General features: G+C 43.7%; 17 protein-coding genes. 10 read left to right on the top strand and 7 right to left on the bottom strand.

Translation table 11 applies throughout. The features are described from left to right. Positions 1–11: 11 nt before the first annotated feature. From L0J61_RS00570 to purF, 7 genes are all read left to right on the top strand, one after another. The gene (locus tag L0J61_RS00570; protein WP_301464366.1) at positions 12–470 is read left to right on the top strand and encodes a histidine phosphatase family protein; all 459 of its coding nucleotides are present in this window, start codon (positions 12–14) and stop codon (positions 468–470) included. A 128-nt stretch (positions 471–598) separates the two neighbouring features. Further along, on the top strand, positions 599–1,864 hold the full coding sequence (gspL, locus tag L0J61_RS00565) for a type II secretion system protein GspL (protein ID WP_301464365.1): 1,266 nt from the start codon (positions 599–601) through the stop codon (positions 1,862–1,864). 56 nt (positions 1,865–1,920) lie between these two features. Then, a complete protein-coding gene (gene gspM, locus L0J61_RS00560) occupies positions 1,921–2,487 on the top strand; it encodes a type II secretion system protein GspM (protein ID WP_301464364.1) in 567 nt (188 codons plus the stop codon). A 263-nt stretch (positions 2,488–2,750) separates the two neighbouring features. Further along, a complete protein-coding gene (locus L0J61_RS00555; RefSeq protein ID WP_301464363.1) occupies positions 2,751–3,167 on the top strand; it encodes a hypothetical protein in 417 nt (138 codons plus the stop codon). A 198-nt stretch (positions 3,168–3,365) separates the two neighbouring features. Further along, positions 3,366–4,406, top strand: coding sequence for a quinone-dependent dihydroorotate dehydrogenase (locus L0J61_RS00550; RefSeq protein WP_301464362.1), 1,041 nt, complete (start codon positions 3,366–3,368; stop codon positions 4,404–4,406). A 60-nt stretch (positions 4,407–4,466) separates the two neighbouring features. Then, entirely contained in the window at positions 4,467–4,964 is a 498-nt protein-coding gene (locus tag L0J61_RS00545; protein WP_301464361.1) for a CvpA family protein, read from the top strand. A 328-nt stretch (positions 4,965–5,292) separates the two neighbouring features. Next, entirely contained in the window at positions 5,293–6,825 is a 1,533-nt protein-coding gene (gene purF / locus L0J61_RS00540) for an amidophosphoribosyltransferase (RefSeq protein ID WP_301464360.1), read from the top strand. 121 nt (positions 6,826–6,946) lie between these two features. On the opposite strand, the gene L0J61_RS00535 is transcribed toward purF, so the two are convergent. The 6 genes from L0J61_RS00535 to yajC all read right to left on the bottom strand — a co-directional run bounded on the left by L0J61_RS00535 (position 6,947) and on the right by yajC (position 13,879). Next, on the bottom strand, positions 6,947–7,306 hold the full coding sequence (locus L0J61_RS00535; protein ID WP_301464359.1) for an AzlD domain-containing protein: 360 nt from the start codon (positions 7,304–7,306) through the stop codon (positions 6,947–6,949). Continuing rightward, positions 7,296–7,940: an AzlC family ABC transporter permease gene (locus tag L0J61_RS00530; protein WP_301464376.1), complete on the bottom strand. Its 645-nt coding sequence runs from the start codon at positions 7,938–7,940 to the stop codon at positions 7,296–7,298. Before L0J61_RS00530 ends, L0J61_RS00535 begins: the two co-directional genes overlap by 11 nt. A 172-nt stretch (positions 7,941–8,112) precedes the next feature. Next, positions 8,113–9,537 (bottom strand): MATE family efflux transporter, encoded by a 1,425-nt coding sequence (locus tag L0J61_RS00525; protein ID WP_301464358.1) that lies wholly within the window; start codon positions 9,535–9,537, stop codon positions 8,113–8,115. 431 nt (positions 9,538–9,968) lie between these two features. Next, positions 9,969–11,222 (bottom strand): protein translocase subunit SecF, encoded by a 1,254-nt coding sequence (gene secF / locus L0J61_RS00520; RefSeq protein ID WP_301464357.1) that lies wholly within the window; start codon positions 11,220–11,222, stop codon positions 9,969–9,971. Positions 11,223–11,231: 9 nt separating this feature from the next. Next, positions 11,232–13,109, bottom strand: coding sequence for a protein translocase subunit SecD (gene secD / locus L0J61_RS00515; RefSeq protein ID WP_301464356.1), 1,878 nt, complete (start codon positions 13,107–13,109; stop codon positions 11,232–11,234). Between the two features lie 437 nt (positions 13,110–13,546). Then, complete coding sequence (gene yajC / locus L0J61_RS00510; RefSeq protein ID WP_301464355.1) at positions 13,547–13,879, bottom strand: preprotein translocase subunit YajC; 333 nt, start codon at positions 13,877–13,879, stop codon at positions 13,547–13,549. A 534-nt stretch (positions 13,880–14,413) separates the two neighbouring features. Between yajC and L0J61_RS00505 the strand changes: the two genes are divergently transcribed. From L0J61_RS00505 to L0J61_RS00495, 3 genes are all read left to right on the top strand, one after another. Then, positions 14,414–15,640 (top strand): CNNM domain-containing protein, encoded by a 1,227-nt coding sequence (locus L0J61_RS00505; protein ID WP_301464375.1) that lies wholly within the window; start codon positions 14,414–14,416, stop codon positions 15,638–15,640. Between the two features lie 465 nt (positions 15,641–16,105). After that, positions 16,106–16,600 carry a hypothetical protein gene (locus tag L0J61_RS00500; RefSeq protein ID WP_301464354.1) on the top strand — a complete coding sequence of 165 codons (495 nt, stop codon included), beginning with the start codon at positions 16,106–16,108 and terminating at the stop codon, positions 16,598–16,600. Between the two features lie 188 nt (positions 16,601–16,788). After that, positions 16,789–19,818 carry a LysM peptidoglycan-binding domain-containing protein gene (locus tag L0J61_RS00495; RefSeq protein WP_301464353.1) on the top strand — a complete coding sequence of 1,010 codons (3,030 nt, stop codon included), beginning with the start codon at positions 16,789–16,791 and terminating at the stop codon, positions 19,816–19,818. Between the two features lie 157 nt (positions 19,819–19,975). Here the strand turns inward: L0J61_RS00495 and L0J61_RS00490 are convergent, their stop codons facing one another. Further along, positions 19,976–21,184 (bottom strand): transglycosylase SLT domain-containing protein, encoded by a 1,209-nt coding sequence (locus tag L0J61_RS00490; RefSeq protein WP_301464352.1) that lies wholly within the window; start codon positions 21,182–21,184, stop codon positions 19,976–19,978. Positions 21,185–21,947 lie beyond the last annotated feature (763 nt).

Here is a 21,947-nt window from a genome sequence, read left to right as displayed (position 1 = left end):
AGAGGAAGGTTATGAAAATTATACTTGTACGTCATGGTCAGGCAGAAAATGAGACACGTCCTGACAGTGCACGTCAGCTGACAACGTTTGGTCAACAGCAGGCTGCGCAAACTGCTGAATACGTCATCACCCACTATCAACCCAGTCAGTTTGTTGTCAGTCCCTATGATAGGGCACAGCAGACCTTGGCGGCATTTCAGTCGAGTGCGCCTGAAGTACCCTCTAGCACTCAGGATAATATTACGCCTTCTGATGATGCGCGACAGGCAATAATAGACATCGCCGATATTGACGCTGATTGCATAGTCGTTGTGTGTCATATGTCAATCGTTGCTAACATTGCTGGGTTACTGACGGGTGATTATCCCGAGTCATTTTCCTTAGCAGAAGCACGAGTATTTGAGATGGACTTTGTGATGACGGGTATGGCAAAAGAAGTAGATCGGTTTGTCCCCGATCAGCCGTTCTAACATGACAAATCAGTGTTTATAAATAATCCAAGAATTTCGGGTATGAACAACCCAGTTAAATTTTGCAGTTATTTTCTGCAGTCATAATAGTCTTTTTATAAATGCTTCAATAATTAAGGACATGCTAAGTGTTACATGTTTGGTTGAGAGCGCAGCATAGCCCATTAGCTGTCTGGCATGATGATATCCAGCAATGGAAAACCGTTGATGGTTGGCAACAACTACAAGATATCTATGGCGGTCATAAATCGAAAGCGCAACTGAAAGCGCAACCGAAAGCGAAAAAATCACTGTGTCTATATTTTCCTTCAAGTCATGTCTTACAAGTAGCTACTGAAATTAGTGCCGCGCAGCTAAAACAGCTGGGCAATAGTGGCAAGCAGTATCTGTTTGAAGAAATATCACTGACTCCTGTCGAGCAGTTGTCCGTTCGACAAATCAGTCATACTGATAGCCATCAACTATACGCATTGGCGCAAAGTGATATTGAATCCTGGCAACAAAGTGCTCAGTTAGTAGGTATGAACATCACGGCGTTGATGCCGGATTTCTTATTGCTTCCCATACCAGAGGAAGGTGGCGGTCAGCAAGTCACGCTGTATCAAGACAACCAAACCATGCTACTACGCCAATCCGTGCGTCAAGGTATGGCGGTCAGTTACTTGCCGTTAATATTTGAGCATTTCCCGCACTTGAGTGATGTAAATATCTTATCTCCTATAATGGACTCAGATGATGACCGCTCAGAAGCGCAAGCCGATTTTATGGCGCAAACAGCAGATCTGATTGCTGAGCATCAGTTACTATTGACTGCTTTAACCGGGACACCGACTCCCATCGCAAATCCTGAACGTCATGCACTGAACTTTTTTGTTAAGTCGACAGAGTCACAGCTGTCACCACATTTACGTGTGGCAATGATAGTAGCACTATCGGCACTGGTATTACAGATGGTCACTGATGGTGTTCAATGGTATCAGTACAATGAAGCAACAACGGCAACTAAGGCTGAGATTGCTAGTCAGTATCAATCTTGGTTTGCCGATGAGCCTTTAAGTGCCCGCACAGATTTGCAAGTGCAGTTGCAACCCAAACTACAGACCGGCAGTCAAGATCAGACGCTCCACATGGCAGCGTTATCACGAATATCACCTTTAATTAAACAATCTTCATTACACGTACAGACATTAGTCATGCAACCAACGGCGCTGAGTTTCACATTGATTGCTGCTGATCGTGATAGTCTTGATGAGTTTACTAGTACATTGGTAGCAGAAGGTTTGAATGCTAAGCTCGCACAAGTCAGCAATGATGAGCAAGGGCAATTTAGTGGGGAAGTGACTGTCAGCATTGTGGAAAATATCGACACACAAGAAGCTGTGGCAACATCATAATTTGATTGTAAATTATCCGACGACAATCAGCGTCAAACGTTAGCAAAAGGTAAATAATGAAACGATTTCAGCGCCGAGCTAAAGGCAATACAGCCAGTTTAGATAAAGGCAGTCGCGCCGGAACGAATGCACTGTCAGAGCCTATGAGGCGTTATCAGAGCTTACTGGCGTCTCGCTGGCAAGCGTTGCCTTCTCGTGATCAGATGGCACTGGTATTGTTGTCGGTCTTCTTGTTGTTGCTAATCGGTGGCTATGGCGGTTATAGCGTGCATCAAGCAGCAAAAGATAGTAAGGCTAACTATCAAGAACAAGTGGCTGATTATTTTTGGTTACGTGCTCAAGCTAGCAACATCGACATGAATGTTATGAATGCTGCCGATGGTGAGTCCGCTCTGCCACCTGCCAATAGTATCAATGCATTATTAAATGAATCGGGTATCAATAATGCCCAAGTTGTCGCAGCAGGTGATGCGGTGCAGTTGAGTTTTAACCATGCCAGCCAAGCAGTGATCAGTTCGGCGTTGGGGAAGCTAAAACAGCAGGGTTGGCAGTTTACGCAGCTATCTATGCAGCAAGACCCTGCTAATAAATCCATTCAAGTAAACGCTACAGTTGGCTCATAATCTGAGCACTGACTAAAGGTGCGTGGGCATCCATGACATTGGCCTAAGCGCTTCGACTCAAACGCCTCGACCTAAACGCTTCACTATCTAAAGCTGACTCTAAGAAGCTAGACCCGACACCAAAAGTAGCTGCGGGCAAGGTTCCTATTGAAAACAGACATGTTTGGCACAATTAAATAGTTAGTAAAGCGTCAAATTAACTAACCGCGCAACACGACAGATAATAATAAAATAAAAATATGCGCGCAAATATGGATGGAAACATGATAAGTGAAGAATTAAGTAACGACAAACGCCGTTCCCTGACCACTTACAATCACATTACCTACTTATTGTATGTGGTCAGCTACTTTACCGCTGGCCTGTTGTGGGTTGTGCCTATTGTGATGAACTATGCGAAGCGACATGATGCCCGTGGCTCGTGGATGGCCACGCACTTTGATTGGCAAATAAAAACTTTTTGGTATAGCATTGTCTGGTTTATTATAGGTATCGTTGTTATTTCTTTTGCAGCCGGTGGTTTCGGTGTCAGTATGATAGCTGATAGCAATAACATTGCGATTGGTTCGATATTAGTGGCTGGGTTTGGATTTATGATTATGATGTTTACGTTCATCTGGCATCTTTATCGTATTATCAGAGGTTGGATAGCGTTAACAGACGGTCGTCCTGTACCTTAGTGACAAATTGCGTATGGTTTGTGCTCGTGCTTGATTAATCAGTAGTGAGTAAATATCAACGATTTGGCATAAAGATTAGCGTACGAAACTTTGCTCTCAAAACTTTGCTCTTATTTCTGCTAAGCTGATATAATCACGGCGTTTGATACCGTTTGCATTTCTTATCCACCATAACTTTGAGTAGGGTCCGCTACTATTATGTCTTATGCTTTACTTCGTCCTTTCTTGTTTAATATGGATCCCGAACACGCCCACGAGATGACTTTGTCTTTATTAGACAAGGCTCATAAGGCGCGCGTTTTAGGTTTGGCATACGGTCAATCAATGCAGCCAACAGACTGTATGGGATTGCAGTTTTCAAATCCAGTGGGTCTGGCAGCCGGACTGGATAAAAATGGCGATTACATCGATGCTCTTGCTGAGCTGGGTTTTGGTTTTATAGAGGTGGGCACGGTGACACCCAGACCACAAGAGGGCAATGATAAGCCAAGACTATTTAGAATCAAACAAGCGGACGCTATTATTAATCGTATGGGTTTTAACAACCAAGGGGTTGAGCATCTGATTGAAAATGTCAAGGCTTGCAAATATAGAGGTAATATCGGCATAAACATCGGTAAAAATGCGGATACACCGGTAGAGCGGGCTGCGGATGACTATGTTTATTGTCTAGAGCGTGTGTATCCACATGCGTCTTATATTACTGTCAACATCTCATCACCCAATACCAAGAACCTACGGGACTTGCAGAGTGGCGAGGCGTTGACCAAGTTGATGGATACGATTAAAAACCGTCACAGCCAATTGGCTACCGAATATGGTTTTTATGTGCCGTTGGTCTTGAAGGTTGCGCCGGATTTAGAACCGTTACAAGTCGATTATATCTCTGAGCAGTTAATAAATTTTGAAATTGATGGTTTGATTGCGACAAATACGACGCTAAGCCGGGTAGGCGTTGAAGACTTGCAAGATGGTGACCAAGCAGGCGGTCTATCAGGTCGTCCAGTTAGCCATATCAGTACGCAAATATTACAGCAGTTCTCTGATCAACTCGAAGGTAAGGTGGCTTTGATTGGTGTAGGTGGTATTGATAGCGGAGCCAAGGCAGTCAAAAAAATAGAAGCAGGTGCTGACATGGTTCAACTATATTCAGGGCTCATTTATCGTGGTCCTGGGTTAGTACAGTCTTGTATTCAGGCTATCGGTGGTTATTATGATGCGATGGACACTTCACGCTAAATGGCTGCTGATAAAATAGCTGATGAAATCAATGTTGATCAATCCAAAAAGGCATAAAACATGAGCGGTTTGGACATAGTGATTGCTGTTGTCGTCTTGATTGGCTTATGGCGTGGTTTTCAAGTGGGCTTGATTAAGACAGCTGTTGGATTACTAGGTTGGTTTGTCGCCTTAGTCGTTGCCACTCGGTTGGCCAGCTCCATAGCCCCGCAGTTAATTGGTATTGTAGAAAATCCTGTTTTACAAATAGCCTTGGCGTTTTTGTTAGTGGTGATTGCTGTATTGGCTGTCATGCATCTAGCGGCATTTGTGTTCTCGGGCGTGCTGAGTTCCTTACGACTTAGTGTGCTGGATAAGATGGCGGGTGGCGTGTTGGGTGCGGCCAAAAATATACTTGTCGTATTGGTTGTTTTGAGCGTCAGTGCACCGATGTTGGTACAAATGCCACAATGGCAGACCTCAGTCATTGCCCCTGAGCTAATGCCGTATGCACCGATGGGCAAGGCTTTAGTTTCAGACGTGTTTGGTATGGCTTGGGATCAGATCAATCAGTCATGAGCTTTGCGTGGTGCTGCTGAGATTTGTCTCATACTGAATTTATCAGATAAATAATTTACCAGTCAAACAATTTATCAGTTAAACGTCGTGACATCATCTTTGTAACGCCCACTTGATAAAAAAATATTTGATGGCAGTTAGGAGTCATAAACGACAATCGATTCTTAGTCGATAACGCATTTATGACAGTTTTATGAGTTAGAGTTTTAACAATCTTAATATTATCAGGTAGGCGGCAAGGGGCAGCGTAGTTGTTTTTAAGCAGCGAATGGTCAGTATCCTTGCCGTTATTGTAATACTAATGTATGAGTCAAAATAGGAAATAATTATGTGTGGAGTCGTTGGGGTTGCAGCTCATGAGCCAGTCAACCAGATTCTTTATGATGGCCTAACGATGTTACAGCATCGTGGACAAGACGCAGCAGGCATTGTGACTCTGCAAGATGGTCGACTCTATCTGCGAAAAGATAACGGTATGGTTCGTGATGTTTTTTTAAATCATCACATGATGAAGCTAGTAGGTAAGTTTGGTATTGGCCACGTGCGTTATCCGACGGCAGGTACTTCTAGCAGCGCTGAAGCTCAACCATTCTATGTAAACTCACCTTATGGTATTACCCTAGCGCACAACGGCAACTTAACCAATGCGGCAAGCCTGGCTAAAGAGCTGTATATCGAAGATCGTCGTCACCTCAATACCGACTCAGACTCTGAAGTGCTATTAAATATCTTGGCCCATGAAATGCAAAATTTGGGGAAAACGAAACCTACGTCTGATGATATTTTTGAAGCACTAAAGGCAGTTTATAGCCGCTGTGAAGGCGCGTATGGTGTGGTGGCTTTGATTACAGGCCATGGTTTACTTGCCTTTCGCGATCCAAACGGTATTCGTCCACTGGTTTTTGGCAAGCGCTTAGCGCCAAATGGTGGTACTGAATATATGGTTGCCTCAGAGTCAGTCGCTTTGACAGGCTCAGGGTTTAGCATCGTTCGTGACGTCAAACCAGGTGAAGCCATTTTTATTGATTTAGACCACAAATTACATACTCATCAGTGCGTAGAGCCAAAAGAGCATGCCCCATGTATCTTTGAATATGTGTATTTTGCACGTCCAGATTCTATCATGGACAATATCTCAGTTTATAAAGCACGCTTGCGCATGGGTGAAAAACTGGCAGATAAAATCATGGCAGAATGGGGCGTCGATCATGATATTGATGTGGTGATTCCTATTCCAGACACTTCGCGCACTTCAGCAATGGAGCTCGCACTGAAGATGAATGTGAAATATCGTGAAGGTTTTATGAAAAACCGTTATATCGGTCGAACTTTCATTATGCCTGGTCAGCAACAACGCAAAAAGTCTGTTCGTCAAAAGCTTAGTGCTGTGCCTTTAGAGTTTAAAGGTAAAAACGTATTGCTAGTTGATGACTCGATTGTCCGTGGAACTACTTGTCACGAAATCATTCAAATGGCACGAGACGCTGGTGCGAACAAGGTGTTTTTTGCCAGTGCTGCGCCGCCAGTTAAGTATCCGAACGTGTATGGTATCGATATGCCAGTACGCAATGAGCTGATTGCCTCAGGTCATACGGTAGACGAAGTGCGTGATATCATCGGTGCTGATCGATTGATTTTCCAAGGTATAGATGACTTGATCGATGCTGTTAAAGATACTAAATACAGCAACGTTGAAGGCTTTGATTGTGCGGTATTCAATGGTTGTTACGTCACAGGTCAGATCAATGAAGCGTATCTTGATAACCTACAACAGCAACGTAGTGATACTGCTAAGGCGAACAAAGGCGTGCAAATAGTTGCCGATACTCCGGTCGATATGACAGGTGTTGAAGAGTCTTAAGTCGATTTGGTTAATTTAGTATAGAACTACTTTAGTATAATACCACGACCCATCTTGGCTGAAAAACTGAAGGGCTGGATTCTAATAAGGATCCAGTCCTTTTTTATTGCTCGTAATTAAGTCAGGCTAAAAAATTACTAAATAGCCATAGCAAGCCGTTGATGGAGGCTATCCCGACGACCATGCTGACTAGCAGCTGACGACTAAGATGATAGGTCAATAACACCAACAACAACGCGCCGATTTGGGCCATCAACAAGTGAATTTCGGTGCGATGGATAGCTGCAGTTAGCGTTAGGTCTTGGTAAGAAAGACTGGTCAAAATGAGCAACACCATGACGGATAGGGGTAAGCTTTCATTCAATCTATGCAGCCACGGTGTGTCTAGTAACTTTTTTGGTATCAACGCTGGCAGTACACGTGTGATAAAGGTAACAGCTGCCATAGCGATAGTGGCAAAAATCAGATAGCTATTGGTCATGACTGTCTCCTTTGGCAGTATGTTGTACCCAAAATCCGCGTAACAAAATCAGCACCATGCAAATAAAGATTGAGGCTAACAATAACCAGTTACTCGTGAATAAAGAAGCTATAGCCAAAGCGACAACAGCAATGCCAATTGGAAAATAGCGCTTGATGCTATGAAATTGCTCATAGGCTAAGATCGCAAACAAACAAACCAAGGCAAAGTCCAAATGTGGCACCATGTCGTTCAGTCTACTGCCTATCATAATGCCAATGGCGCTGGCCGATACCCACCAGCCTTGGTTGAATAAGCTTATCGGAAGTATCAACGACTGGCGACGTTCATTAGGCAAGCTGGTCATGACCGAAAAGGTCTCGTCCGTTAAGGCAAATAAGCAGTAAGTTTTAGCCAGTTTATTTTTCGGTAGATATTGCAACAAGGGCAGCCCATAAAACACATGCCGCAAGTTAATAGCACCAATATTGGTTGCGATATTAGCAATCGGTAGACCAGTGCTTAACATGGGCAAACAGGCATATTGAGCGGCACCAGCATAAAGTAATATGCTGAGCATGATGGTTGCCCATACGGGAATACCAGCAACTTGTGCAAGCACGCCAAAAGCGATGCCAGCAGGTAAATAGCCCATTGCCACGGGTAAGCTTTTCTTAAAACCTTCAGCCCAGTCATAACTGTAGTCATGCGGCTGTTGTCGTTGTTTCGCGTGAGTAGTCACAGTGCATCCTAAGCGATATGTTATCGTTATTATTTATGAGTAGACGTAATATCTTCAGTGGTTTAAACAGAAATTAAATACTACTCTATGGCTGTGGTTGATAGTTTTCATAGCTTGATGTCTTATGGCCGTGGTATAAAAAACCGGCTAAAATGAGCATTCTCAGTAGTAGTAAGCACCATACGCTTAGCCAAATACCTGTCATACCCCACTGTGTGTAGAGTACCCAGCTGAGCGGGAAGAAAATGGCTGCCAAGATAAGCGCTGCATTACGGATTGTTTTTCCTGCTGTTAAGCCGAAAAATATACCGTCTAACCAATAGGCACCTACGCCAATGAAAGGCAATAAAACGGCATAGAAACGATAGTCAAAAGCCAGAGTAAACACAGTATCAATGTTGGTCATAAACTGTAGGTAGGTTGGCATTCCGAGCCACCAAATAGCACTTAAGGCAATAGCAAGACCATAACTGACTATACCTGTCCGTTTAACGATAATTCGAAAACGCGGCCAATCACGGCGTCCAGCAGCTTGTCCGCTGAGTGTCTCAGCGGATACAGCCACTCCGTCAAGGGCAAACGCAGATATGCTCAATACTTGCAGTAAAATAGCATTTGCAGCCAGTATGACATCACCGGTTTGGGCTGATAAGCGAGTAATCCATGCAAAGCTCAATGTCAGGATCAATGTGCGAATAAAAATATCTTTATTGAGAGAAAATAGCCTAAGCATCTTCTCTTGAGTGAAGTGCTGCCGATCTGCATTTAGTAGAGCCAACCAAGGTATTTGTAAATGTCGACTACTTAGCCACAACGCTAATAACACGCCTGACCAAAATGCAATGGTAGTACCAAGTGCGACACCTACCAAACCCATCTGTAGGCCAAAAACAAAAAACAACGTCAATAAGATATTGAGTATGGCGATAAAGCCTTGTTGATAGAGCATATAGCGCGTCTTACCTTGGCCGGCAAACCAGCCAATAAAAGCAAAGTTCATGAGCTCTGCTATAACACCCCAAAATCGCACATCCAGATAGGTTTTAGCGGCCTCACCACTGGCAGTATTTGCTGATAAAGCCCGCAAACCCAAATCTATTAACCAAGGTTTTGCCAGTAGTAAAATAGCACCGATGATAATAGCTAACACCAATGCGCGCTGCAAGATGGACAGTAAGGGTGAGTGGGTTTTAGACGATGAGGTTGTCTTGTTTTTCGTATGATCATTCGTCTGACTCTCTAGTTGTCCTAGCGCCTGAGCCGATAATCCTGAAGAGGCATACTGTAAAAAATTAAAACTCACAAGCAATAGTGATAGAAGTTGTATCGCCAAACCCATACCAGCCAGTTTTGCGGTGTCATTCATGTTACCTACTATGGCGGTATCGATGACGCTTTGTAGAGGCATAGCCAAATTGGCAAGCAATACCGGCAGCGCGATAGCGATGATGCGCGCGTAACGCGTATCAATCGGAGGCAGTGCATTTGAGGTTGGTTTGGTTACTGTCATTTGTGGCTCATTTATAATTAAACAATAAGTAGGGTATTGCAGATAAATTTCACAAAAAGTGCGGCGTTGCCTGGGGCGTGTCTTCATTTTAAAAATGATGATAAAAATGAGATAAATGGTAGTCAAACAAGGAAAATAGCGCAGATAACATCGAGATATTAGTCAGCTATTTGACGCCGTTTGGCAAGATTTAGCTATTTTTAACCCATTTAGATAACTGTCGATTGAATCGCAGACACGCCCTACGCATACCCAATAACGATTTTCGTAACTAAAAGCACCATAAAGACAAAAGCACCTAGACTCATCATGGATGAGTCAGGTGCTTGTATATTACTTTTATTGTTACACCAAAACAGCGTTCAATCCTGTTTTAGTTGGTTAACTGCTTGGTAAAACTGATAAAAAATCAACCAATCAGTTAAGCAGGCTTAATCAGTCATTTTAGGGTCGTTGAAACTAACGATTTCTTCTTCAAACTCTGGCTTCACTTTCACGACAAAGTCATCACGTGACAGACCCATACGGAGTGGAATAGAGCTCGCAATATAAGTTGAAGAATAAGTACCCGCAAGCAGACCAATAAACAGCGCTACTGAGAACCAGTATAAGCCATCACCGCCCAAGAACATCATCGCTAGAACGACCAACAGTACCGTCGAAATAGTCATGATGGTACGACGTAAAGTCTCTGTTAAGGACAAGTCAATTGTCTGACTCGGAGAGATACCACGGACACGGCGGAAGTTTTCACGGATACGGTCATAGACAACGATCGTATCGTTCAATGAATAACCAATCAAGGCCAGAATAGCAGCCAATACTGTCAAATCAAATGGCAGTCCAAATAGGGCAAAGACACCAATGGTCACGATAGCATCATGAAACAGTGACAGTACTGCACCCACAGAGAGTTTGAATTGGAAGCGTAGTGCTACATAACCAAGCATACATGCCAATGCCAATGCCAATGCCATGACTGAGTTTAGATAAACCTCATTACCAACTTGGCTACCGATGATATTTACATTGCTGATATCTGCCGAGTTACTAGGTAATGCTAAAGCTTGAGTCAATCCAGCACTAAGTCCGTCGACGTTATCAGACTGCGGCGGCAAACGAACCAACAGCTCTTCTCGAGTGCCGAGGTACTGTACTACGGCATCATCAAAGCCACTATCAGCCAGTGCTTGTACTACTTCAACCTGTTCGACAGGTTGCTCATAAGTCACATCTGCAGAGACACCACCTGTGAAATCAAGACCTAAATTTAGACCGTTTACGGCGATAGCAATGATGCTTCCGATAACCATCAATAATGATAAAAGCGCCATTGGCTTTTCTATCTTCATAAACGGAATAATACGCTGATGGCCTACCGCTTTGATACCGCCTTCAGCTTGTGCTGCTGCATCGTCCTCAGCATCTCCAATATCCGAACCAGGATCTACTGTCTGAGTGGACAATGCTTGGGCATCGTTATCAGTGCCTTTGCCACTACGGCGCTTCTTGCTTTTGGTCGATTGGGGTGTGGTAGGGTTATTGGTTTTAGTATTGCTGCCTTTACCATCACGGCGTGGTTTTTTACGGCGGCGAGTACTGCTAGCATCACTCGTTGAACCGTCTGAACCATTTCGATCTGGAGTTTTTGGTTGTTCTGCTGGGTTGTTCTTATCGATCGCCATAGTGTTCTCCTAACCGATGCTCAAACGTTTGATAGATTTACGCTTACCATAAGCAATTTGGACAAGTGCACGTGTCACCAAGATTGCAGTAAACAGCGAGCTGACAATACCGATCGCTAAGGTAACCGCAAAGCCTTTAATCGGACCAGTACCAATGGCAAACAGAATAAACGCGACCAATAAAGTTGTAATGTTGGCATCGAAAATACTACTAAACGCTCGGTCAAAGCCTGCGACAATGGCGGATTTTGGCCGTGAGCCGTTAGCGAGCTCTTCCCGTATCCGCTCAAAAATTAGGACGTTGGCATCGACTGCCATACCTATGGTCAATACGATACCAGCAATACCTGGTAGGGTAAGTGATGAGCCCATGATAGACATAATTGCAATAATGATAACGACGTTAACGGCTAGGGCTATATTGGCAACCACGCCGAATAAACGATAGAAAACGATCATGAAAGCAAATACTAATAGATAACCAACCTGAGTAGAAAACAACCCTTTTTCGATATTTTCTTGACCCAGCGATGGACCGATGGTGCGTTCTTCTACAAAATACATCGGTGCTGCTAGCGCTCCTGAGCGGAGCAATAGAGCAAGCTCAGCAGCTTCTGCACTACTATCTAGACCAGTGATACGGAAAGATGAGCCAAGAACTGCTTGAATATTGGCGCGGTTGATAACTTTGGTCTCAGCATAAGGCGTACGCACTTCGACAGTTTCACCAGTTTCTGGATCATCTTCATAAGTGATGCGTTGTTTGTTTTCGATGAACAGTACAGCCATCTGTTGACCAACGGCAGTACGAGTGGCGTTTTGCATCAGTCTACCGCCAGCACTATCAAGGGTAATATTAACCTCAGGCGTGCCGCTTTCATCAACCCCTGTTTGCGCGTTGGTGACTTTGTCGCCGGTGACAATTGCTTGGCGATCAAGCAAGACAGGTGGGCCGTCAAGCGTCTCGAATGGGAATGCTTCTGTGCCCGCTGGTGGAATACCACCCGTGTAGCTATCAGCACCATCAGCGACCATACGGAACTCAAGGTTTGCTGTGCGTCCCAGTACTCGTTTGGCTTCTGCTGTATCTTGTACACCAGGTAGCTCTACCACGATACGGTTGGCACCCTGAGACTGAACCAGTGCTTCAGTTACGCCAAGTTCAGCAATACGGTTACGCAAAGTAGTCAGGTTTTGATTGACCGCATAGCTATTGATTTCATCAAGCGTAGCGTCATTATAGGCCAAGATCAGAGCAGGGCCTTGTTCATCAATAGAAGTCTGCGAGGTAAAGGTATCACTCATCGTACCTTGCAAGATGTTTTGTGCTTGGTTACGGGTGTCTGTGTCATTAAAATGCAACACAACGCTTTGTCCTTCCGTCTTCAACCCTTTTACAGCAACTTGTTCAGCACGAAGTTCTCGGCGCATATCACGACTAGCGCTGGTCAAGCGCTGCTCAAGTGCCTTGTCCATATCCACTTCGAGTACAAAGCGGACACCACCACGCAAATCAAGACCAAGCTTCATCGGTTTTGCGCCGATATCACGAAGCCACTGGGGTGTCGTTTGTGCTAAGTTGAGTGCGACGACATAGTCGTCACCTAAGTTTTGACGTAGTACTTCTTGTGCTTTTAATTGGTCGACTGGATTGTTTAGTCGTACCAAGGCACTGTTACCTTCAAAGGTACCGTCATGGTTGTCAAGACCGGCTGATTCAAGCAAGTCTTCAGACTGGGTCAAGATACCCTCAGACAACTGCGTGCCTGCTGCCGAGCTCGTAATCTGAACCGCAGGTTCATCAGGGTAGAGGTTTGGGGCAGCATAGAGACCGGCAATGATTAGCACGACGGTAATGAGTAAGTATTTCCAAGCGGGATATTGCATAATCACTTCTTTAGGTTGATAAACAACTGGCGACGAAGGCCACAAGTTAGCAGGTGGGAAGTTAAGCGATTACAATGGTTGATTACCTTTCGGCTGTCATTATGGTAATAGACCATTGTAATCATTTGCGGTGATAGTAAAGCGTAAAATAGTTAAGCAAATAATACAGATTTATCTATTTATATTGATCAAACCTACATTGAGCAAAATATAGTAGCCATCTAAAACGGTATTGATGAACGCTATGATTCTGTGAGTAATCTCGAAGCAGCGGTTTTTTGTGCTTATCCAGCTGTTTTAAGTCACTATTTTATAGCGAAAAATGACCGCAGATAATGTACGGTCATTTCTTATCATGATATCCGCGTGTGAAAAGTGTGGATAATATGACTATTAAATCAATGTGAACACGTCGCTATTGATCGTTAATCTATGAATCAAACGCTTTCGATAGTGCCAGCAGGCAATACTGAGATAACTGATGCACGTTGTACTTTCACATCAGTATTGTTGTTTAAGCTTACTATCGCATAGTCGCCTTCCAAGCCTTTGATACGACCCATCAAGCCACCAGCAAAAATAATCTCACTACCAACGGTCAATGCTTTGACCATAGCACGATGCTCTTTGGTGCGCTTAGACTGTGGGCGAATGACCAAGAAGTAGAAGATTGCAAAAAAAGCAACTGGTAGTAGGATTTGACCAAATAAAGATGCTGCGCCTGCAGTTTCTGCAGCAGCAGCGTTGGCAGCTTGGATAAATAGGAACATAATTTCTCTCAGTTAGTCATAGATGAAAATAAAATTAAACGCATAGTAACAAAAAATGCGAGATTTGGTAACTGTTAATCATAAGCTAAGCATGTTTTTCTTAACGTAAAGGCATACTAGCAGTCAAGAGTTAGTACGACAACATTTTGCTACATCATGAAAGTGCCGGCAAAATGAGACGAGTAAAGTCGTTTAGTGTCTATTGAGGTAGGGTTTAGGTAATACAAGATAATAAAAAAATCAAGACATAGAAATAGTGACTTATTGTGAAATAATATCATCAATGCTACTATCAAATAACAACAACTGACTATATTTAGCAGGCTATCAACCAGGGTGTAATAGGGTTTGGGATAGAATGTTGAATCATTGGTTTTGTCGTCTACTTATGATGTTTCTATTGATGAAGCATTATTTATTATCCTTTTTTTGTTTAGGTTACCTAACTTGTCCTCCACTTCTATGTTTGAATCTCGTTCATGTCAGCAGCGAGCTTGTCGTAAAGATGAATCTGCAGAGCCTCCTCCGGAGAGGATGAGCATCGCTCGTTCTGGCTTTCAATTACCTACTACGCTATTTACCTTAGCTGTACTCATGTTGCCACAGTTAACATGGGCTGCTGGTGCTGTATCAACTACAAACGCTGCGGCAGCACCAACTGCACTTAGCGTGGCATTATTGATATTTTTTGTGGCGCTCGCTATTGGCGTGTCTTTTGCCTGTTCTTTGGCTGAGTCTGTTTTATTGAGCATGACGCCATCGTTTATTGCGGATGTTGAAGAAACAAACCCAAAAAAAGCAGGAATGCTCAAAAAGCTAAAGGTCGACAATATCGACCAATCTCTGGCCGCTATTTTGACATTGAATACAGTAGCGCATACTCTAGGGTCCATCGGTGCTGGTGCGCAAGCCACTATCGTTTTTGGTAGTGCTTGGTTCGGGTTGTTTTCTGCGATTATGACGCTGGCCATCTTATTTATATCTGAAATTATTCCAAAGACCCTCGGAACACTATACTGGCGTCAGATGAGTGGCTTGGTTGCTTATTTTGTTCGTGGGATTATTTTGCTGCTGTACCCGCTGATTTGGGTATCGGAGCGTCTGACGAAGCTGCTAGTGCGAGGTAAAGAGCCTCAAACATTCAGCCGTCGTGAATTCGCGGCATTGGCCAGTATCGGTGAAGAATCAGGACAAATTGATCCGTTGGAGTCTCGTATTATTCGTAACCTATTGGCATTTGGTGCTATTAAAGTCGAAGATATTATGACACCGCGTTCTGTGATGCTTTCCTTTGAAGAGCATAAAACCGTTGCGGAGTTATTGGTAGATAGACCTAAGCTGACGTTTTCACGTTTACCGATTTATGATGGTGATTTAGATAGTATCACTGGTTTTGTATTGAAAACAGACATGCTGCTAGCCAAAGTAAACCATAATGTGCATAAGCCATTGACAGATTTCAAACGTGAGATTACTTTTGTTTTTTCGAAAATGAAGTTGTTCGATCTTCTGGATCTGATGCTAAAAAACCGTGTTCATATTGCTATTACAGTTGGTGAATATGGTGAGGTCAAAGGTCTAGTAACGCTAGAAGATGTGTTTGAAACGTTACTTGGTCTTGAAATTGTCGATGAGATAGATCGTGTTGAGGATATGCAAGCACTTGCGCGCCAAATGATGGACAGACGAGTGGAGCGTCTGGGTATGAAAATGAGTGATGATGAGCAGCATGAGGAAGATGACACTGACAGCAAGTCTTAACTTTACAGCAAGTCTTGATTTTGTTGAATTGATATCTTAATGTCATATGCTAGGTATCTTCGATGATACTTCTCATTAAAAATCCACTAATCGTTAAGACGGTGTTAAGAATGACGAGAGGTCTCGAACCTTGGTGCTTTCAATAATTACACAGGGTTTACATGGCTGTGAGAATTGAATGGTAGTCTCATACTATGATGTGAACGTACTATTGTTTGAGTCACAAGACTCTAAGTTTTAAGTCTCACTGGAAATGACTCGCTCAATTGGTATGAGTCAATCGATTTTATATCTATCAAGACTGAAGGTGGTAGTTATAAAGGCTGCTACAAAAGCAATATGACTAAAAGCATCATGCTAAACTCAGCATCGTCATATAGGCATGCGGCCTTTCAGATGAGACGAGAAAGAACCGTCAAAAGTCAGTATTTGGCTACAACGCAAGCAATATTGCTAAGGATTGTCATGAAACGACTATGGAAAAATAGGCTTTTTGCCGTATTGATGAAAAGTACTAGTGTGGCTGCATTGGGAGCGGTTGTTAGCGCTGTCAGTATCAGTGCCCAAGCAGCACCCATGACAGAAGCTCTAGTACAAGATTATGCTGCAGCAATGAAAGCATCAGCGAATGGCCAAAGTATTAATCAAGTTTCACGTCTAGTGTCAGATGACGCGCTGATTTCTTTGTCTAGACGAGGCAAGTCTACAAGCCTAGACAAAGCAGCTTACCTGAATCTATTAAAAAATAGCTGGGACGATACCTCCAACTATAGCTACGATATAAAAGTAGACAATGTCGTCATTACCGGTGAACAGGCCAAAGCAAATTTCACAACCAATGAAAGTTGGGTGAAAGATGGTCGGGAAGTTTCGTTCGTTACCAGATCAAGAGTGACATTAGGGTTGTCGACAGGCGACGCTGTGCTACTTCGTGCGGTATCGCAAGTTACTATCAACTAGCCACCATCAATTAGTCACCGTCAACTAAAGGGTGATCAAGTATTAGTCGAATATCATTCCATTTAGTAATAATCTAGTAGTTACAATTAACTTTAGCCTTTGTATCAAATTGCAGGGTATATTATTAAGTAACATTTATTAAGCAACTCCATCTTACTTATTTTTGTCGTTAGGAAACTTCCAATATCATGTCTACTGTGCCATCAAATTCTCGCTCATTTATTGCGTTGCCATTGACGCTTGCGGTATCGACGTTACTCATCAGTGCTTGTAGCAATACATCAGCAGTGAAAAACCAAGGTGTGGCAAACACTTCAAGTACGGTTACTCAGTCTCCAACCAATCAAACAACTACACCAACAACGTCAGCTACAGCTGCTACGCCCTCTACGACAGGTGACTATTCTACCGCGTATTTGGACGCAGAGAGTTTGGATGAGTTAGCAGACTTGTTAGAAGCGTCAGACATGACGATGGTTGAGGATAATAAGCTTGCCATTCAGCAATACGGTGATTTGTGGAATCGTCTGCGAGCTGGTTATCGTATGAACGGCGGTCAGCCTGTTTATAATCAGCGTATCGAAGGACAAAAAGGTTGGTTTACCAGTAGACAAGAGCATTTAAACCGTTTGACGGCCCGTGCTAGCCGGTATATTTATCATACGGTACGAGAAGCAGAGCGTCGTAACATTCCAACAGAACTTGCTTTGCTTCCAGTGATCGAAAGCTCATATGATCCAAGTGGAACCAGTAGTGCAGCTGCTGCAGGACTGTGGCAGTTTATTCCTAGTACTGGACGAATTTACGGGTTAAACCAAAGCAGAACATACGATGGTCGCCGAGATGTTATTGAATCGACGCGTGCAGCATATGATTTTTTGACAACACTATATAACCAATTTGGTAGTTGGGAGTTGGCCTTAGCTGCTTACAATGCAGGCCCAGGTCGTGTACAAAATGCGATAGATGCTAATGCGGCGCGTGGATTACCAACGGATTACTGGTCGTTGAGACTACCTACAGAGACCATGAACTATGTACCGCGCTTTTTAGCGGTCGCTGAAATTGTTGCCGATCCTGAGCAGTACGGTGTCTACCTACCTGCGATTGCTAACCGCCAGCATTTTCGTAGCGTGCCGGTAAATTACGGTGTTAGCTTGTCGGAAGTCGCACAAATAACAGGTGTCAGCTATAGCGAGTTGGAGCGACTGAATACAGCTTTAACGTCAGGGCGTGTCGATATCTCAGGACCACAGCGTGTCATCATTCCCAACGACGTTAGTACAAACAAAGACGCCGAGCTAAGTGCATTGCGTGGTAACGGTACCAGTAACGTACTTGCAGGTAATAGCATGAGTAGCACAACGAGCTCAAGCAGTACGGCTAGCTCACCAAGTTATAACAGCGAACCATATACCAACTCCTCATTACCATCCACTGGCAGCGCCTTAGCTGACTACGCAGCAACCGCCAGTGTGCCACAGCAAACGACCAGCTATATCTCTCCGACAGCCGCGTCGACTGGCAGCTCATCATACAGTAACACCGGACCTAGCAATGAACCACCGTTGACTGAGGCTGAAACAGACAAAATCAATGCTGAGCTGAAAAGCAGCAATAACTTACCGACCACATCAGCTCAGTTAACACAAAATAATACCATTGTCCAAGAGCCGCCACTCAGTGAAGAAGAGCGTGATTTTATCGCGCAGCAAATCCGCAACAGTACTCCTGATGCCAATGTCATTAATGCTGATGGTAATATCAACCTCTCGGCTGTACAGACACAGCAGTCTGTCCTGGAAGCCAGTGGTGGCGAAAAAAAACTCAGTTTTTCTCAAACGTCGGAGAGCAAACCTAAGCCACAAGGCACGCGTTCGACTTATACGGTGAAGCGTGGCGACACTTTGTCTAACATTGCAAGTCGTGCAGGTGTGAGCTGGCGTGATATTGCAGAGTGGAATGAAATAGATGCCAGTGCCAATATCTTGTCTGGTAGTACACTATACTTGTATGATGCAGAGACAATCGAACCGTTAAGTGCTGCTAGTAACGCAGCAGAGAGTCAGCCTGAAAGCTATGTTGTCCAAAGCGGTGACACGCTTATTGGGACAGCCAACCGCTTTGGTTTGTCTGTGACGCAGCTTGCAAACTACAATAACCTCAGTAGTCGTGCTAATTTGTTAAGCGGCCAAAGACTGTGGTTGATTCCAGGCAAAGTAACTGCGTCAACATCAACAGCGCCCACCACTTCTTCTACTTCATCGTCTTCTAACTCAAATACGTCCTCAGTTGATACTCAAAACTATCGTGTAAAGTCGGGTGATGGATTGATTGCGCTTGCGCGTCGGTTCAATATCTCAACATCCACATTAGCCAGTCTCAATGACATGGGCACAACTGACTCGCTATATGTCGGACAAACGCTAAAAATACCTGCTAGTGTTGATTTAAGTGCTGCTAGTACGACTGTCAGTAGTAACTCTGGTAGCACTAGTTCAGTAGCGACAACCAATTATACCGTCAAGTCAGGGGAAACCTTGATTGGCATTGCTAATAGTGTTGGCGTGAGTGCAACTGAGCTGGCTGCAGTAAACAGCAGCTTTGATGCCAGAGCACGTCTGCAACGTGGACAAACCATTAAAGTGCCCGCGACTCAAGAGACAGTGGATCGTCAGCTCAATGATAAAACGGTAAGTTATAAAGTAAAATCAGGAGACACTTTAACAGGGGTAGCGAGACGTTATAATATTGGCTTGAGTACATTGGCTGCTGCAAACAACCTAACCACCAGCTCAAATCTGATACGTGGTCGTACGATCACCATTCCATCTAGTGGTAGTGCTGCAACTGCCTCTAGTTCTAGCAGTGCAACCAGTACTACGACCAATACAGCAAGCAGTGGCAAAAAACTGGGTAATACAGAAAACTATACAGTCAAATCGGGTGATGGTTTGATTGTACTGGCAAGACGGTTTGGCATCTCAGTGGCGGATTTAGCAGCGACAAACAACTTGGCTACTAACGCACAACTACAGCGTGGGCAGACCCTAAAAGTGCCAAAAGCGACTGTTAGTTATACCGTTGCATCAGGAGATAGTCTGATTGGATTGGCTCGTAAATATGGCGTGTCAACCAGTGAGTTAGCAGCGATGAACGATATAGCACCGGACACCATGCTACAGCGCGGTCAACGTCTAACAGTACCCAACCGTTAACTAAGCATGGTTAACTGAGTCATATCCCGCTGTCTCAAACACAACAAAAAAGCTGCTCTTCTAAAAGAGCAGCTTTTTTACGTCAAGTATGTAGTGATTGGCTAACCAAATATTGTCTGCTTATGCCATTAATTAGAAGCCCATAAGGCAGTCAAGACTAGACGGTTTGTGTCTTGATCGTCTCAAGGTAGCTTCTGATATTGCTAACATAGTGCATCGCCTGACCGTAACGGCTATTAGATGCTCTGTTTTCAGCTAGGTATGCATATACGTTTGCCCAGCTTTTATCATTAATCCCTTGTTCTCTGAGCTTACGCTGAATGCCTTTCACTGCGTTGGGCCCCATGTTGTAGCCTGCTAGTGCAAACCAAATGCGATCAGATTTAGGAACATCTGCAAAGTCATCTTTCATTTGCTCTAGGTAACGCGCGCCACCACCGATACTTTGATAAGGGTCGACGCGGTCTGATACCCCCATTGCTTTAGCTGTATTATTGGTCAGCATCATCAGCCCACGTACACCTGTTGGTGATACAGCGTTGGCATCGAGGTGTGATTCTTGGTAACCCATTGCTACCAATAGCTCCCAGTCATGATTGTAATTGCGAGCCTGCTCCTCAAAGGAAGACTGATATTCTGGCAGAGTTTCCGTCAGTGTTTTTTGTAAGTGATCCTGACTATAAGCGTCTTTTAATAAGTTTTGATTATAGAAAGCGGCAAGCTTGTGTGTGTTTTCTAGCTTGATGCTGTCACACAAAAAGTAGCTAGCTTTTTGCGATAAGGGGTCGTTGGCTGAATTAAATGTCCAGCTCACCTTGGGGTGCAAACCGTTGTTGGTCAGTGTGGCATCGTAACCACAGCTAACGTTGACAGATGATAAATTAAGTTGGCTTTTCATCTTCGTGCTGGCTGTTGTTAATGCCATATCAGCAGCACCAGACTTCACTGCTTTTAGTGCAGCCTTTTCATTTGCATAGGCTTTTAGATCGACATCCACGCCGAGCTCATCGGCATAAGTGCGTACCAAGTCATAACCAAAACCATGCTGGAAACCATCGGTAGCAAAGTAAGTGCTGTTGCCTGGGACAGCAGCGACCGTTAATGTTTTTTCAAGCATAACATTATCATAGGCAGCTACTGGAGCTCCCATTGATATCAGACTCTCAGCGGGAGGAGAGAGGAGGGCGATACTAGAAACCTGCGCTAGCTTTTTGGTTCTAACAAAGCGACTTTGTCTAGTAGGGGTAACGGATGTAACGATGTTACTTTTAGTGTTTAGCAGGCGTTTAGATGGACGTAGTAAATAAGATATACGACGTTTAGCCCCTTTCGCAGATACTTTCACACGATAAGTAATACGTTGCATTTATGTCTCCTGATTTGAGCCATCCTGCTTACCGTAAAATGCTTGTATGACGTGTGCTCATAAAATCATCACACATCGATATCACATTTTAGATGACGACACACTTTTAAACTGATCGCTTGCGTGTGCTGTCATCACGTCTAATAAACTGTCGATCCGCGAATGAATAATCTATAAACGTTTGCGGTGTGTTTTAGCCAGTTGTCTATCGGTATGATAATGAAATGATAGATATCATTGTCAAACGACGAAAAATTAGTCTGAAAAGTTCTTTCAGCTAATATTCTGGTCGTAATAAATGGAACTGGTTAAAAATCGACTGTGTATTAAACACAGGTAAGGTCATGAAGAAGTTATTGAGATAAATACGCAAGTACTTTAAACGATACCGTCGTTGGGTTTGGCAACTGTGGTTTGTCCTAATTTTTGCGTTAATACCACCAATAATTACTTTTCTAATCTTTAGTATTTAAGTAAATAATCGGTGATTTTATTGCCCAGCAATAAAAGTTTTTGCTCGTTGCTTTTTTGCTAGCTAATAATGCTTTCTATTACAAAAGCAATGCTAAACTGTTATTGCGACACCAAAGCAAGGAAGGCTGTGTGGCATAAAAGTATTATGCGAGCAGAGCGTCCCAAAAATCAGATATTCAAACAGCACCAAGCGCTAGCGTGATAAGTTATTGAAATACCGATATTTTAGTGCCATAACCGGAAGCTATAGTGATGGGAAGTTTCATGACAAAACATTCTTTCTTACACT

Source organism: Psychrobacter sp. (assembly GCF_030457785.1).
GTDB lineage: Bacteria > Pseudomonadota > Gammaproteobacteria > Pseudomonadales > Moraxellaceae > Psychrobacter.
This window is presented reverse-complemented; position numbering and strand designations above follow the sequence as displayed.